Origin of the sequence: Segetibacter sp. 3557_3 (assembly GCF_004354985.1) — a bacterium.
GTDB lineage: Bacteria > Bacteroidota > Bacteroidia > Chitinophagales > Chitinophagaceae > Segetibacter.
The window spans coordinates 290,801-304,663 of the sequence record NZ_SMSK01000005.1 but is presented as its reverse complement, the minus strand read 5'-3'; the positions used below and the strand labels follow the sequence as shown (position 1 = coordinate 304,663).

The 13,863-nt window shown below is 47.1% G+C and carries 9 protein-coding genes; 8 read left to right on the top strand and 1 reads right to left on the bottom strand.

Annotation, left to right across the window (positions count from 1 at the left end):
- Positions 1-8: 8 nt before the first annotated feature.
- Positions 9-1,100, bottom strand: coding sequence for an L-rhamnose/proton symporter RhaT (gene rhaT, locus EXU57_RS10820; protein WP_133268216.1), 1,092 nt, complete (start codon positions 1,098-1,100; stop codon positions 9-11).
- Positions 1,101-1,596: 496 nt separating this feature from the next.
- Here rhaT and EXU57_RS10815 point away from each other — a divergent pair, with 496 nt between their 5' ends.
- The 8 genes from EXU57_RS10815 (at position 1,597) to EXU57_RS10780 (ending at position 13,384) form a co-directional block, all read left to right on the top strand.
- Positions 1,597-2,136 carry an RNA polymerase sigma factor gene (locus EXU57_RS10815; RefSeq protein ID WP_133268215.1) on the top strand — a complete coding sequence of 180 codons (540 nt, stop codon included), beginning with the start codon at positions 1,597-1,599 and terminating at the stop codon, positions 2,134-2,136.
- A complete protein-coding gene (locus tag EXU57_RS10810) occupies positions 2,124-3,389 on the top strand; it encodes a hypothetical protein (RefSeq protein ID WP_133268214.1) in 1,266 nt (421 codons plus the stop codon). Before EXU57_RS10815 ends, EXU57_RS10810 begins: the two co-directional genes overlap by 13 nt.
- A gap of 267 nt (positions 3,390-3,656) precedes the next feature.
- On the top strand, positions 3,657-4,130 hold the full coding sequence (locus tag EXU57_RS10805; RefSeq protein ID WP_133268213.1) for a hypothetical protein: 474 nt from the start codon (positions 3,657-3,659) through the stop codon (positions 4,128-4,130).
- Positions 4,131-4,192: 62 nt separating this feature from the next.
- Positions 4,193-5,143 carry a hypothetical protein gene (locus EXU57_RS10800; RefSeq protein WP_133268212.1) on the top strand — a complete coding sequence of 317 codons (951 nt, stop codon included), beginning with the start codon at positions 4,193-4,195 and terminating at the stop codon, positions 5,141-5,143.
- Between the two features lie 93 nt (positions 5,144-5,236).
- A complete protein-coding gene (locus EXU57_RS10795; protein WP_133268211.1) occupies positions 5,237-6,649 on the top strand; it encodes a PP2C family protein-serine/threonine phosphatase in 1,413 nt (470 codons plus the stop codon).
- Positions 6,616-10,815: an FtsW/RodA/SpoVE family cell cycle protein gene (locus tag EXU57_RS10790; RefSeq protein ID WP_243745567.1), complete on the top strand. Its 4,200-nt coding sequence runs from the start codon at positions 6,616-6,618 to the stop codon at positions 10,813-10,815. Before EXU57_RS10795 ends, EXU57_RS10790 begins: the two co-directional genes overlap by 34 nt.
- Before the next feature lie 101 nt (positions 10,816-10,916).
- Positions 10,917-11,702 (top strand): FHA domain-containing protein, encoded by a 786-nt coding sequence (locus tag EXU57_RS10785; RefSeq protein ID WP_133268210.1) that lies wholly within the window; start codon positions 10,917-10,919, stop codon positions 11,700-11,702.
- Positions 11,703-11,704: 2 nt separating this feature from the next.
- Positions 11,705-13,384, top strand: coding sequence for a serine/threonine protein kinase (locus tag EXU57_RS10780; RefSeq protein WP_133268209.1), 1,680 nt, complete (start codon positions 11,705-11,707; stop codon positions 13,382-13,384).
- Positions 13,385-13,863: the final 479 nt, after the last annotated feature.

Genomic DNA, 13,863 nt, shown 5'->3' with positions numbered 1-13,863 from the left:
ATTATGAATTATTTGATCGAGTTGCCATATCCTACAATCAGTACAGAGAGTATGATGATGAGGATACCCGCAACTACTGTTGAAAACGTTTTTTTGCTCACACCCTTCCATTCCTTCAGCGCCAGACCCCAGCAATTGGCAATAAGGATGATAAAGGCCATGTGAAGTATCCATGAACTTGCACCATTGCCCATCTTGCTTTCCCCCATACCGTAAAAGAAAAATTGTAAAAACCAGGTAGCACCTGCAAGCGCAGAGAAGAAGTAATTTCTTAAAAGCGGGGTGTTTTTATTGGTGTAATCCCCAAAGCTTTTATTGCGAGCGTTTAAGATCATACACCAGATCAGGTTGGTTGTTAAGCCGCCCCATAAAACTACAACATACGTTACATTGTTCTGGTACAGAAAATTGCCGGTTTCTGCCGGATTAGCTGCTTTCCACAATTCGTTAGCCGTATCCGCCATAGGTTTTCCTGCTTCAATCCCAAAATTGAAACAAGCACTTAAAACACCTGAAACGATAGCGACGAAGATACCCAGTCCGAATTTGTACTCGGTTGCCACGGTCATACCATGGGGATCTGTTCCGCTGGCATTTATCTCGCGCTCTTTCATAGTGCCGGCTTTACCACAAACAATAATTCCTATCACACAAACCGCTAGGCCCGCCATAACCGTAAGCCCCCAGGTCGTACTCATGAAAGTGGTAAACGTATCTTTTCCATCCTGCGGAAAGAAATCGTAATAGATGGAAGGTAATATAGAGCCAAATACCATACACAGGCCGAGGATGATACTGCTACCCAGTGAAACACCCAGGTAACGAACCCCTAATCCGTAGGTAAGTCCGCCGATACCCCAAAGCAGGCCAAACAGGTAAGTGGTTCCCAGCACACTGGAGCCCTGGCTGGAAATGATTTCAGAAAAATTGGGGATGGTTAAGTAAGCAGCGAGGGGTGGAACGATCAGCCATGAAAAGAGGCCACCAATGATCCAGTAGCTTTCCCATGCCCAACCTCTAACTTTTTTATAAGGTATGTAGAAACTCCCGGAGGCGAAACCGCCTATGAAATGGAAAAGCACCCCTAAAATAACACCCATGAGCAGTTTTTTTCTATATGGCTATTCAATCAATGCACTAAAAGTAAAAGTAATGCAGTACCATGGCATCATGTACTATCATGCCCAATTAAATCAAAAGTAAAAAGTCAAAGGCCAAAAGTTGGGAGGCAAAGTCAAAAGTCAGAAGTCAAAAGCCAAAAGTCAAAACCTCCAATACCTCTCAACTTATCAACCAATCAACTTATCAACCAATCAACTTTCCTCCCGATACCTAAATACCCAATACCTCAATACCTCAATCCCCAATCAATCAACCAATCCACTTATCAACCAATCAACTTTCCTCCCGATACCCAATACCTCAATACCCAATACCTTAATATCTAAATACCCAATCCCTCAACACCCACCTCACAACAATACTCAAAATTCAATAATTTGTACCCGGGTAAGCAACCACAAAGCATACCCTCACGTATTCATTCCCAAACCCCCTTAGAAGCTGGAGAGTTTGCAACATACCATAGCAGGCTGCATGCAAAACGTGCAAAAAGATCAGCGGCATCTTTATGAACGTTACTATGGCTATTGCCTTAAAATCGTTTTTCGCTACATCTACCGTTACGACAGGGCTGTAGACGTGGTAAATGACGGCTTCGTTAAGGTATTTAAAAAGCTGAACACGTTTCATTATGAAAACGCAGCCAATCTCGAGGTAATCCTGATGGGATGGATGCGAACCATCATGATCAATACCGCTATTGATCAACTTCGCAAAGACAACTTCCTACCCGAGATCGGCATTACCAACGAAGGCATCTGGATAGAGGACAAGAGCCAGTCTGCGGATCAATCGCTATTATACAAGGAGCTTGTACAGCAAATTAAGAAGCTACCGCCGGGATACCGGGTGGTATTCAATATGTATGTTATCGATGGGTTTACCCACCAGGAGATCGCAAACCGGCTGGGCATAGCAGTCGGAACGTCTAAGTCGAACCTTTCCAAGGCAAGAACTTTGTTGCAGAACTTTATAAAGAATAATGACCGTGAAGCGGAAATATGCTACATGTAGATGACCATATAGATGACTTATTCAGGCGGGCAGCCGAAGATTATCCCCTCAATACCGACGGGGCTGATTTTAATAAGGTGATGACCCGAATGGAAGGTGATCAGGACGACAACGGTCATAAAAGAGGCAATAACAAAAACTTTCTTCACTTCTTATGGTTGCTGCTCTTGCTTCCATTACCGTGGTTATGCAATGAGGAGCCTGGTGAAAAGGGGGCTGATCAGCTGGTATCGAAAACAACCGAAGTTAAATCGAACCCCGTTCCAGCAGAAAACACCCCGGTGTCGCAACCAGTCAACCCTAACACAAACCGGTCCCCCGCTAAGGCTGCAATAAACAACGCTCGAACCTACACCATCAAACAGCAGAAACCGGGACCTCACCATCAAGCCTTGTCTTCCCGCAACAAACTGCCGGCTCAGATGGCGCTCAATAGCAACAAACAACCCGCGCTGCCGGCTGCAAAGGGAAGTATCCGGCCATCCGGAGCTAACACCCTGCCAATCGAAATCAAGCAGGACGACAAAATTGCGGGTGCAGCAAAACCAGCAACAGACACGATCCTCAACCAGAACAATGGGAACACCCCTGTACCGGTCGACTCCAATGCTGCTGCTGAAGTTGTAATCGCAGGCAACAGTCTTATGCCGGAGATAAACAAAACAAAACGGTTTTATGCGGGGGTGCTGGTTGGCACCGACATCAGCTTTATCGAATTTCAAAAAGTAAAAGATCCGGGTATTAGCATTGGCCTGGTTGCCGGTTATGCCATAAACAAACGACTTGCGGTGGAAGCGTCTGCATTCCTGGAGAAAAAATCCTATTTCAGCACCGGCGAATACTTTGACAAGCAGCGCACCTCCATTCCTGCCAATTACAAAATTGAAAATGTTTGGGGTAAGTGTAACATGATCGACATCTCGCTCAATGGCAGATATAATGCGATCGTGCGGCCACAGGCAAACTGGTTTGTTACCGCAGGAGTTTCCTCATACATCATGAAAAAGGAGGATTATTATTATACCTACCGGTATAACTGGCAGATTATGCAACGCCGGTTAACTTACCGGAACAGTACCAACAACTTTTTGGCAATGGCCAACTTGGGTATCGGTTATAGTGGTAAGTTCCAGGGCGACTGGCAGTTCAGGGTTGAGCCATATGTGAAACTCCCGTTGACCGGTATTGGCATCGGAAATATGCGTCTTATGAGTGCCGGCGTAAATGCAGGTTTTGTCAAACCCTTGTTTTAGCAACCCCTTTTTCCATCTCATCATTCTCCAGGGACCACCCAACTTACACAGGCATTACCTGCCCGGTATACCAATCAAATACAAGCCTTCCCGCAGAGTTATGTCAACCTGCGACCGCATTGCAATCGATCTTCCCAGGCTTGCTTTCTTCTGACTAGGTGACCAATTCCGCAACTTTAAGATTTCGCTTGCTTATACTTAGCTGTTGAAATGGTAATTTTTCAGCTGGAATGGTCTTTGACTATTCTAACCCAAATTTTACCCCTTATGTTGTCACCCGAATTTCGTTTAGCCAGCCTGCTTTTGCCAGTTTTATTATTAGCTGCAGGCTGCTCAACCCAACCCGGTGAAGAACAAACAGAGGTTCATTTCTACCCTGATAAAAACGTCTATTTCAATCCCGAAAATCGCTTTTACTACTATTCGGTAAATGCCGGCAGAACCTGGGACAGCCTTAGGGTGCCCGGCAACCAGGACCCGTTATTACTCGGCTCCCGAACGGTCATCACCAATCCGCCCACACGATTTTATGCCCAAAACAAATTGCACCGGCAGTCGTACAATGCCATAGTATATAATCTTGTTTCAAACACCGACTCCGCTGGTATGTCAACGATTACCGAGCGAAAGCTGCCTAAAAAGTCAGACAGCGAAAAAGCTAAGCCTGAGGAAGAAAAGGAAAAAAAACGTGGCCTAAAGAAATTTTTCGACAAGCTTTTTGGAAAGAAGAAAAAGGAATGACGGTTCCGACTAGTTTTGTTGTAACCCGCGATATTACCTAATCCACAAAACAAGACGACTGAATGAGTAACACTTCTTTTTGGCAACGCATTGGATTGCACGACTGGTTTCTGAAAAAGGAGGCAACCGTTACCAGGGAACAGGTGCCTGTTTTAACCCCTGACGATGTTTATAAATACATAATAGAAAAGTTCAAGGAGTCGATAGGCCAGCTGTCGTTTGCAAACCGGATTGTTTTTTTTCATGAGTTTATCATTTGTTTCAACCCCGAGGATTACAATGGCTTCATGGCCAATAAAAAGGGCATTTTTGGATTAATTATTCATGAGTCCGTCAACCAGTTTTACACCATTCTAAAAGGATATCGGGCACAGGGGAAAACGGTTCAGCCGTCCAGCAATAAGTGGGTTTTCCGTTTTGTTTCACACCCCGACTATCCCAGGGGCGACAAAAGCTTTATTGGCAAACTGCTCCCCGGCAACGCGCAGCAAAAGGAAGAAAACCTGCGGGTGACGTACATCCCCAGGCAGACGGGCATAGCGCAAACCTTCGACATCAATCCCGACATTCTTGACGGATTTACGTTCTATAGCGAGGGGTATTATGAAGTTACTTACCGTGAAGACCTGGTTGTAGACGAAGGCAACATTACCAACACCGAACCGGCAGTGCTGGCGCGCCTGGAAACGATTGTACCGGATAAGGAGTACGCCGGTAAAAAGATTGAATACCTGATGAAAGATGAAGAAATTACGGTATCAGGTAAGGATGAACAGCGCACTGGTACAAATATCTTCAGGATACCTTCCGATTGGGTCAACTCTCCGCATCTACAAATACGGCACAATCAGCAGGACAACAAATTTCAACTTGCTTCATTTGGCGAAAAGACCGTCTTAAACGAGCAGGAAGTGGCGGCTTGCGAGCCTGGTAAACCAACCTGGGTAGAACTCCCGGTCAACTCGCGAATTGTACTGAACGGGATCGTTGGAATAAACATATTTAAAGCATAATGTCGATGCACGTATTCTTATCAGTTGCCATTTTTATCATCTGCGTTTTGCTGTTGGTGGCAAACTTTTTAGATATCAAAAAATCCCATCGTAATGGCGAGTAACTATTTTGGAATTACCGATACCGGGAAGGTTCGCGGCAACAACGAAGACGCTTTTCTAGTTGAACCCGTTTCAAATGGACGTTTCATTGCAGCCTGCGTGATCGACGGGGTCGGCGGATATAGCGGGGGTGAAGTGGCGGCACGTATTGCCCGCGACATGATTCTTGAGCATTTGAAGAAGGGAGGAGACGATGTGTTTGCGATTATGAAGCGCTCGTTTGTTGCTGCAAATGAAAAAATTCAGCAGCAACGTAAGAGTGAGCCAAACAACGCGCAAATGGCTTGTGTGGTTACCCTGGCACTGGTCGACATCAAAGAAAACAAGTTCTATTACTGTCATGTGGGAGATACGCGACTTTACCTGCTTCGCGATAATTCCCTGGTAAAAATTACGAAAGATCACTCCTTCGTGGGCTTCCTGGAGGACAATGGCCGTTTATCCGAGGATGCAGCAATGCGGCACCCTAAGCGCAATGAAATCAATAAAGCACTTGGCTTTGATGCACAGTTTAATGCCGATGAGTACCTGGAAACAGCTGACTCGCCCTTTCTGCCAGGTGACTACCTCCTGTTGTGCAGCGATGGCCTGTCGGATATGATCAGCAATGGCCAAATGATTAGCATCCTTAATAGCAACAGCTCCCTTGTAGAGAAAGGAAAAGCGCTTGTCAAGGCCGCGAACGACGCTGGCGGTAAGGATAATATTACCGTTGTATTGGTGCATAACGATAAGGCGCCGGTCAAGCAGGAGGCACTCAGGCCGGCGGTAAGCCTGAAGCAAACCGAGGATCCTGTAGAAGACGAAGTTTCACTGAAACCCCTGAGCGCTACTGAAACCATCATCACCGAACCCAAAAAAAGCAGCACCGTACCAATCCTATCGATACTTTGCCTGGTTCTGCTTGGCGCCTTTCTCTGGTTGCTCTATAAGGGTTATCACAATAAGAGGGTGTACCAGCAACAGTCTTCAAACATCATTGTAAAAAAAGACCGAAACGAACAGGAACGTCGTTTTGTAGACAGTATTGGTGCCGCGAGTAATGGAGAAGTTTTTGTGATTGCGGCTGCAGGTGCACCGCCATTGACCATAACCGACTCAGTACTTATAAACAACGATTCCTTACATATAATGGGAAATGGGGCAACCCTGGTTGGTGATAGCAGCTACACCGGTCCCGCTTTTACACTGGGCACATCCTGCCGTTATGTATTGCTGGATAGTCTTACACTGGAGAATTTTGACGTCGGTGTTTTGGTACAGAATAAGGGCCTTCACCTGAAGAATGTACAATTTAAAAACGTTCGTATTCCTGTTCAATACCAGTTTATGTTTCCACAAGGTTTACCGGTATCAGGCAATCTTTCTGAATGGCCGATCGTTACCGACTCACTAACACAATAATCACGAGGGCAAGTATGGGTTTAACTGCTAACGAATCAGGCAATCGAAACATAGAACGGGTTTTCCTGGCTCTGATAACCGTTGTAATGGCTTTTAGTTTTTTCCAGCTGTTTAAGGTGCTGGAGAAAGACTTTTCAGACGTGCCGCGCAGGTTACGCGATGGCAGTATTATGAACCTGAATGCCGACCGCCCCGGCGAGCGCATGCGTTCCCTGCTGACAAGGGGATTTTATTTCCAGGATCAAAAGGATATTGCACTCATCAGTGCTGCAGTTGAGCGTGGTAGCGCAGCTTCGGGAGAAGACATTGACAACATTGGAGAGTTGAACAAGTCGCGGTACAACATTCCGGCTGAGCAAGCCTTTGCAAGTGGCGGAGAGTCATTCAAAAAAAGGGTTACGGTTTCGCGCCTGGTTTTAGGCTTTTCCGAAAGCGATGCAGAAATGTTCGAAAAAGAGAAGCGTAATCCCATCCAGGTGCCGGCTTCGCAATCGATAGGCCTGGGCCAGGGCAGGATTTCCGGTACTGTGGGTGAGGCAACCAGTGTTGGTGTTTCTGGGGTTTTGGTGCGTTTGCAACTGGTGGTACCACCCGATAGCGTGTATACTGACCTGGCTTCTGAAATTGAAAATAAGAAGGTGGAGTTTCGCAACGGCATCCGCCGTCTTTACCTGGTTGACTCAGTTGGCAAACGAACACTGGAAAGTTTCACCGCTTACGCACGAACCGATGCTCAGGGCAAATTTTCCTTTAATGGTCTTCCATTAGATAAATCTTTCGAAGTTTTACCGCTTCGGCCCGGATACCAATATGGCTCTTCCCAGGGAGTTCAACAACTAAAGCAGGAGATGGTAATGAGCTTTACGCAGGCTCCACAAACCCTACGGTTGTTTTCTGGACGTGACTTCTCTAACCTGAAAAAAGAAAAGGCTTTTATCGTACGAACCCCGGAAGAAGTGACCCGTTGGTTTTGGATCATCGTGGCGACTTTTTTTGGTTCTTTTTTCTTGTTGCATATCCTGCTCAGCTATCGCTTTCGTTCTGCTGATCAAATGCTGTTGCCGGTACTTATGCTCCTTACCGGCTTTTCGTTTATTACGTTGTTTAGTTTACAGGATCCGTTGCGCGACCGCTTTTTGGCAAAAAATACCCTTACTTATTTTGCCGCAGGCATGGGCGGTATTTTGATCTTACTGTTATTTGACCTAAAGAAATTTACAACCGACTCTGGCCTTTACCGGTTGTTTGTATTTAAAAGCGATCGAAGGGCCGCTAATGGATGGCCCTGGGCTATTGTTGCAGTCAGCTTGCTTGCACTAACCATCTTCTTTGGAACAGGTCCAGAGGGAAGCGGGGTTAAGGTAAACCTGTTGGGTTTTCAGCCGAGTGAAATCGTCAAGTTTGTTGTGATCATCTTTCTTGCGGGCTATTTTTCAACCAACGAAAAATTCATCTCCGAGTATGCATCCTGGCACAAGCGGTGGTCTTTTTTTGGCTTTGCACTTGTCGCGATCGTGTCTACTATCCTGTTGTTTCTAATCCTCGGCGACCTTGGACCGGCAATGGTATGTTGCTTTACCTTCATCATTCTGTTCTCATTTTCCAGGGGTGACTTTTTTCCTATGGCAGGTGCGGTGGTGCTTTATATTGCTTGTAACTGGCTTCTCGATAACGTTTGGCTCGCTACAGGTGTAACACTCGGCCTGACCTGGTTGTATATGCTGGTAAAAAAGAAACGCCTGAGCGAATCGGCTATGATGGCCCTGGTAATTATGGCGGGCTTCATGTTGCTCGACCAGGTGCCTTATCTGGATCAATTATTTCCCGGACCGGTACAGCGGCTTGTTGACCGCAAAGCAATCTGGCAAAACGCGTGGAACAACGAGGTGTTTGGGGGCGACCAGGTGGCCAATGGCATGTGGGCCATGTCTGCGGGCGGCACAACCGGCCAGGGTATTGGCGAAGGGTTTGCAAAGACCATCCCCGAGGCCCATACCGATATGATTTTACCATCCATTGGTGAAGAGTTTGGACTTGCTGGTATCCTGTGCATCTTTATCCTGTTCCTGATATTTCTACACCGGGCAATTATTATCGGTCGTCAAACGGGCAGGCCGTTCCTGTTTTATGCATGCGCCGGTATTGGTATAGGTACGTTTGTACAATTTCTGTTGATAGCAGGCGGTTCCACCGGTGCGTTACCGCTTTCCGGGGTTGCACTGCCTTTCATCAGCTATGGCGGGTCATCGCTTTTAAGTAACATGATGGCCGCAGGTATTCTTTTGTCGGCCTCTCATATACACGGATCACCCGCGCAAATGAAGTTTATCATGCGGCAACAGGATCGCAACCTGATGCCGGCACTTGTGGCTGCCCTGGTGGCCATTGTCCTGCTCTCCGTTAACATTGGCCGGTACCTCCTGAATAACGACAGGTGGGTGGTAGAGCCCGCGTTGGTTGCCGACCGCAGCGGCTCCAGAATGTTCAGTTACAACCCGAGAATATCGATTTTAATCAACCGGCTTCAGGCAGGAAACCTGCTCGACCGAAAAGGGAAGATACTCGCAACCAGTAAACCGGAAATGATTGCAAGCCAACAGGACTCCCTGCTTGCACTCGGCATTTCTAAGCCCGAACTTGAGGCATTATCACATAAACGACTGGAACGATATTATCCATTTGGTGACCAGATGTTCTTCTGGACAGGTGACGCAAATACGGGAGTTTTCAATGGTTCACCAAACGGCTACTTTGCCGAATACGAACACGATGCTGAACTGCGGGGTTTTCCCACACCGGTAACAAAATTCCAGGTAAGTGCAAGCAGGTTCCGGCACGATCGCTTTCTCCCGAGAACTACGCGTGAAATGACTGTGGTCCGCCGCGACTATTCGGCGCTTACGCCTTTACTGCTGGCTGGGATAAACAGCCCCGAAGTGATGGCGTTTAAACAAAAAAACCGCGACGTACAACTAACCATGGATGCCGCCCTCCAGACCAGCCTTCAGCGGTTAATATCCCTCGACGACTCTTTGAAATTGAAGAGAACCTCCATCGTAATCATGGAAGATCGTACCGGCGATGTTCTTGCTTCAGCAGCTTACCCGCTTCCTCCAATCAACAACTGGGATATGCTTACACTAAGCGAATCTCAATTGAACAAGTTGCCGGGTTGGAACGTGAATAGTGATATCGGGTTTACCCTTGCCACCCAACCTGGTAGTACCGCAAAGCTCGTGACTACACTTGCAGCCTTTAATAAGCTGGGCGATGCGGCAGCAAACAAGGTTATCCCGATAAGCAGGGGCGAACTGATCAGGGTTAAAGGGTTTGAACCCGATGAGGCTGGTAATATTGGTATCGAACGGGCACTGGTTCGTTCAAATAATTCGTTTTTCATCAAGCTTGCAAATGACGAACACCTCGAAGAAGAGATGGGGACCCTTTATATGAAGGCAGGAATGTTTTTACATGGGGTAGGTGGATATTATTACAATTATGAGCAAAACAACACGGCCCAACAGGAACGTTGGCGCAATACCTGGCGGAAAACAGAATTTGCATTGAGTAAGCGTATCTACAATCCAAACAATATCCGGCGCACCCGTGGCCGTGGTATCTCTGGTATGTCGTGGGGACAGGGAGAACTCGTGGCTACACCCGCATCCGTTGCAAGACTTGCAGCCGGTATTGCAAACAACGGAACCCTGATGCCTAACAGGTACGTACAAAATGTGAGTGGAACCCCTACGCCAATCCTTGCGGGTATCCCGATTGTGAAACAGCCCCGCTATGCAGAAATCGTAAAAGGGTATATGATCAAGCAAAGCATTGGAAAAGTGCATCGCCTGGGCATAAGTGTAGCAGGTAAAACCGGTACTCCGGAAAGAATTTTAAGAAGCGAGGTGATCAATGACGGGTGGTATGTATTTTTCGCCCCAAAGGCAAATGGCCCCGGTCATATTGTAACCTGTGTGAGGATTGAAAATGCAAAAGGATCAAGCGAAGCGGTTAAGTATGCTGGATTGTATGTTATTCCGGAGTTGATGAAGCGCGGGTATATCAAAGGTTTTCCAATCCCCGGGGCCAAAACCCCGAAGCAAATTCCGACTGATGCAGCACTCGGTGCTGTTTTGGAACGGGCCGGTCCGGATACGGTTCGGTAGGGGTTTGTTAAAAACCGGAGGCAATTTGGAAAACAATTTTAACGACACGCCTAAATGGTATTTTTACAACACTTTAGATAAAGAACACAACTCATTTTTTCATGCTCAGTATTTTCAAAAGCAAACGGCCGGAGGATGTTAAAGGCATACGCAGTGCATTGCTCCAGTTTATTAAGGAACAATTGCAAAAGGTTGAGGGTGGGGAAGGCGCAAATATCAAAGGACTTTACCTCTACCTGACTTGTAGCGAGGCCGATCGTCACCTCTATGAATCAGCTGTTTTTGCGGCTGAACAGGATCGCTTCAGGGACGAAGAGGTTCAGCGCATTGCTGACGACTTCGACCTTTCGCTTCCTGCAGCCTGGGTACTGGAGTTTATTTTTGAACCCGCGCCTGCCGAAGCCATTGTTGCTCCTAACATCGACGCGGCATTATTTATCGCAACGAATAAAAAGCAGCTTACACATAAAGAATTTACGGCCTACATCAGGGTGCTGAATGGCATAGCAGAAAAAGATGTTTACCCCATCAGGTCGGTTAAAAGCAAACTGAATATCGGCAGGGAGAAAAAGGTTCAAACTGCCGACGGCTTTTACCGCGAGAACAATATCGCCTTCACGAACTCAAGTACCGACGCCAGCAACCGTTCGGTTAGCCGGCAACATGCGCATATTGAGTGGGATGCAGAGTCGGCAGGTTTCGTTTTGTATGCCGATGAGGGCGGCATTCCCCCTTTAAATAAAACCAAGGTCAGGGATGCCGAAGGCGATGTGACTAAGATTCAAACGATTGAGATCGGTCACCAGCTTAAAGAAGGTGACCAGATTATGTTGGGTGAATCGGCAGTGCTGGAATTTACCTTACATCAGCCTGAAAATCACCAGTAATAATGGCAAAGGTGTTTACCATCACAGAAGGACTCGAGAACCTGGGCGCAATGAAAACCGGGGGGCAGGGTTCTGTTTATAAAGGAAGAAGAGTAGGCGAAATTATTACTGCTATCAAGCTTTTGCCAACCCCAATTTACAGCGAAAGCACGGAAGATAAAAATTACACCGACTTCCAGAATGAAGTACAAAAACTCCGTAAGGTAAACGAGGTGCCAAACCCGCATGTTGTGCGCATACTCAGTTCGGGCATTACCGACTCAGGCAACTTTCCGTTTATCGAAATGGAGTATATCGAAGGGCCCGATCTCGAGGACTTGCTGAAACCTCCACACGATCCTGTTTTCACAATAAAAGAAACCATCAAGGTTGCCGAACAGCTGTCCAATGCTTTAGCGCATTGTCATAAGCTGAGTGTAAAACATGGCGACATCAAAAGCAACAACGTTAAGTTCAATTCCCGCACCGGCAACTACATCCTGCTCGACTTTGGTTTGTCGGCAATGTCCGACGAACAAAGGCGCACCAGCCTACGTCATGCGGGGGCGATTGAGTTCATGGCTCCTGAACAAAATGAAGGGCTCATGATGTTTCAGACCGACGTGTATAGTTTTGGGGTCATCCTCTTTGAACTACTTACGGGCACAGTTCCTTTTCCTTTGACCGATAAAGGCGAGTCGGCGCGAAACCAGGTAAGACTTGCACATATGGAATCGCCTCCCCCGGATCTGCTGCAATTACGCCGGATGAAGATACCTGCAAGCTGGAGTGACGATAAAAAGCAGCATGAAAAGGATGTTCCTGACTGGATTGTACAAATGGTTTATCGCTGCCTGAGGAAAGGTACAGGCGAACGATTTGCAAATGGCATTGAACTGCACGACTATGTTATCTTAAACAGTTCGCTTTCAGGAAGAAAACCGGCTGTTCCCGGCGACGATTTATACCAGCAAACTGAAAACGTATACCACGAGAAAGAAGCACTACAAAAGGAACTGCTGGCACTTCGCCAGAAATACGAGACACGCGAAAAGGAGTTGGACAACCTGAAAGCACTCGTGCATCACAAAGATCGTGAACTGGAAGAATTGCGGTCTTCCGGACCTGATTACGCACCGGCTTCCGGAAAAAAAACTGGTTCAACCATTCTTGTACTGCTGCTCCTCGCCATCCTCGGTCTTGGTGCCTATGCAGCATACAAGTTTTATTACCAGGCAAAACGGCCGGCACGGTCGGCAAGTATTCAAGATCAGAAACCGGTGAGACGTGAACCTGTACGCAACGACGATGATCGGATGGGGAGGCCGGAAAAGAAAGAAACGGTTCCAGCAGATACCCCCAAAGCTGAAATGCCAAAGCCTGTCACCCGTCCGCAGGAAACGATTACAGAACCCCTGCCGGATACAAACACAAAAAAGGTTGAGCGAACAGAGCCGCCACCCGTAACAACGGATGTCGAAACAGAAGTTACCGGCCGCTACAAGGTGATCTCAAAGGCTTACTTCTACGATCAGCCGCGGGAAGAGACCCGCAGGAATGCTTATATCGTTCATTGGAACAACGCAACACTAAACGGGTTAAACGAAGAAAACGATTTTGTATACGTCGTCTTTACCAACAACCTGGGGCAGACTTCAAAAGGCTGGTTGCGAAAAAAAGACCTGAATAAAATAGAGGAGTAGCACCTGCGGATAAGCCGTTTTGCAGCAACCTTCCAGGCTCACCTGGTCACCCCTTTGCGCAATTGTTCCAGTGGTACAAACGTTGTCTTCGTACAATTAGCTGAGCATCCCGCCTTGTCAGACGAAAGTTGTTGCGTGATGTTGTGCCGATCCGATAAAGCATTCCTGTATCTGCTGCTGAGATAGTTTTCGTTAGTGCGCCACCTGGAGGTTGGGCTTTTCGCCACTACTCCGCCACAAGCCCCTGCTACAATGCCCCGTCCGACCGGCCATCCGGGCGGGGCTTCAATCCCTGGCGCATGAACCCGAAAATACCACTGGTTTGTTCTTCCGTAAAGCCCGACCTAATGTTGAAATATACGCGTACACATTAGTCAATACTTAGGATACCCACTACACCAATGCTGCAAATCATAGATCTGCTTTCAACAGGATACTTATTGAACACATTTAATGGTGCTCCTATCCTTATCAGAACG

Coding starts and splice junctions, on each gene's coding strand:
- rhaT (WP_133268216.1), bottom strand. CDS start 1,100: ATGGGTGTTATTTTAGGGGTGCTTTTCCATTTCATAGGCGGTTTCGCC.
- EXU57_RS10815 (WP_133268215.1), top strand. CDS start 1,597: ATGCAAAACGTGCAAAAAGATCAGCGGCATCTTTATGAACGTTACTAT.
- EXU57_RS10810 (WP_133268214.1), top strand. CDS start 2,124: ATGCTACATGTAGATGACCATATAGATGACTTATTCAGGCGGGCAGCC.
- EXU57_RS10805 (WP_133268213.1), top strand. CDS start 3,657: ATGTTGTCACCCGAATTTCGTTTAGCCAGCCTGCTTTTGCCAGTTTTA.
- EXU57_RS10800 (WP_133268212.1), top strand. CDS start 4,193: ATGAGTAACACTTCTTTTTGGCAACGCATTGGATTGCACGACTGGTTT.
- EXU57_RS10795 (WP_133268211.1), top strand. CDS start 5,237: ATGGCGAGTAACTATTTTGGAATTACCGATACCGGGAAGGTTCGCGGC.
- EXU57_RS10790 (WP_243745567.1), top strand. CDS start 6,616: ATGGCCGATCGTTACCGACTCACTAACACAATAATCACGAGGGCAAGT.
- EXU57_RS10785 (WP_133268210.1), top strand. CDS start 10,917: ATGCTCAGTATTTTCAAAAGCAAACGGCCGGAGGATGTTAAAGGCATA.
- EXU57_RS10780 (WP_133268209.1), top strand. CDS start 11,705: ATGGCAAAGGTGTTTACCATCACAGAAGGACTCGAGAACCTGGGCGCA.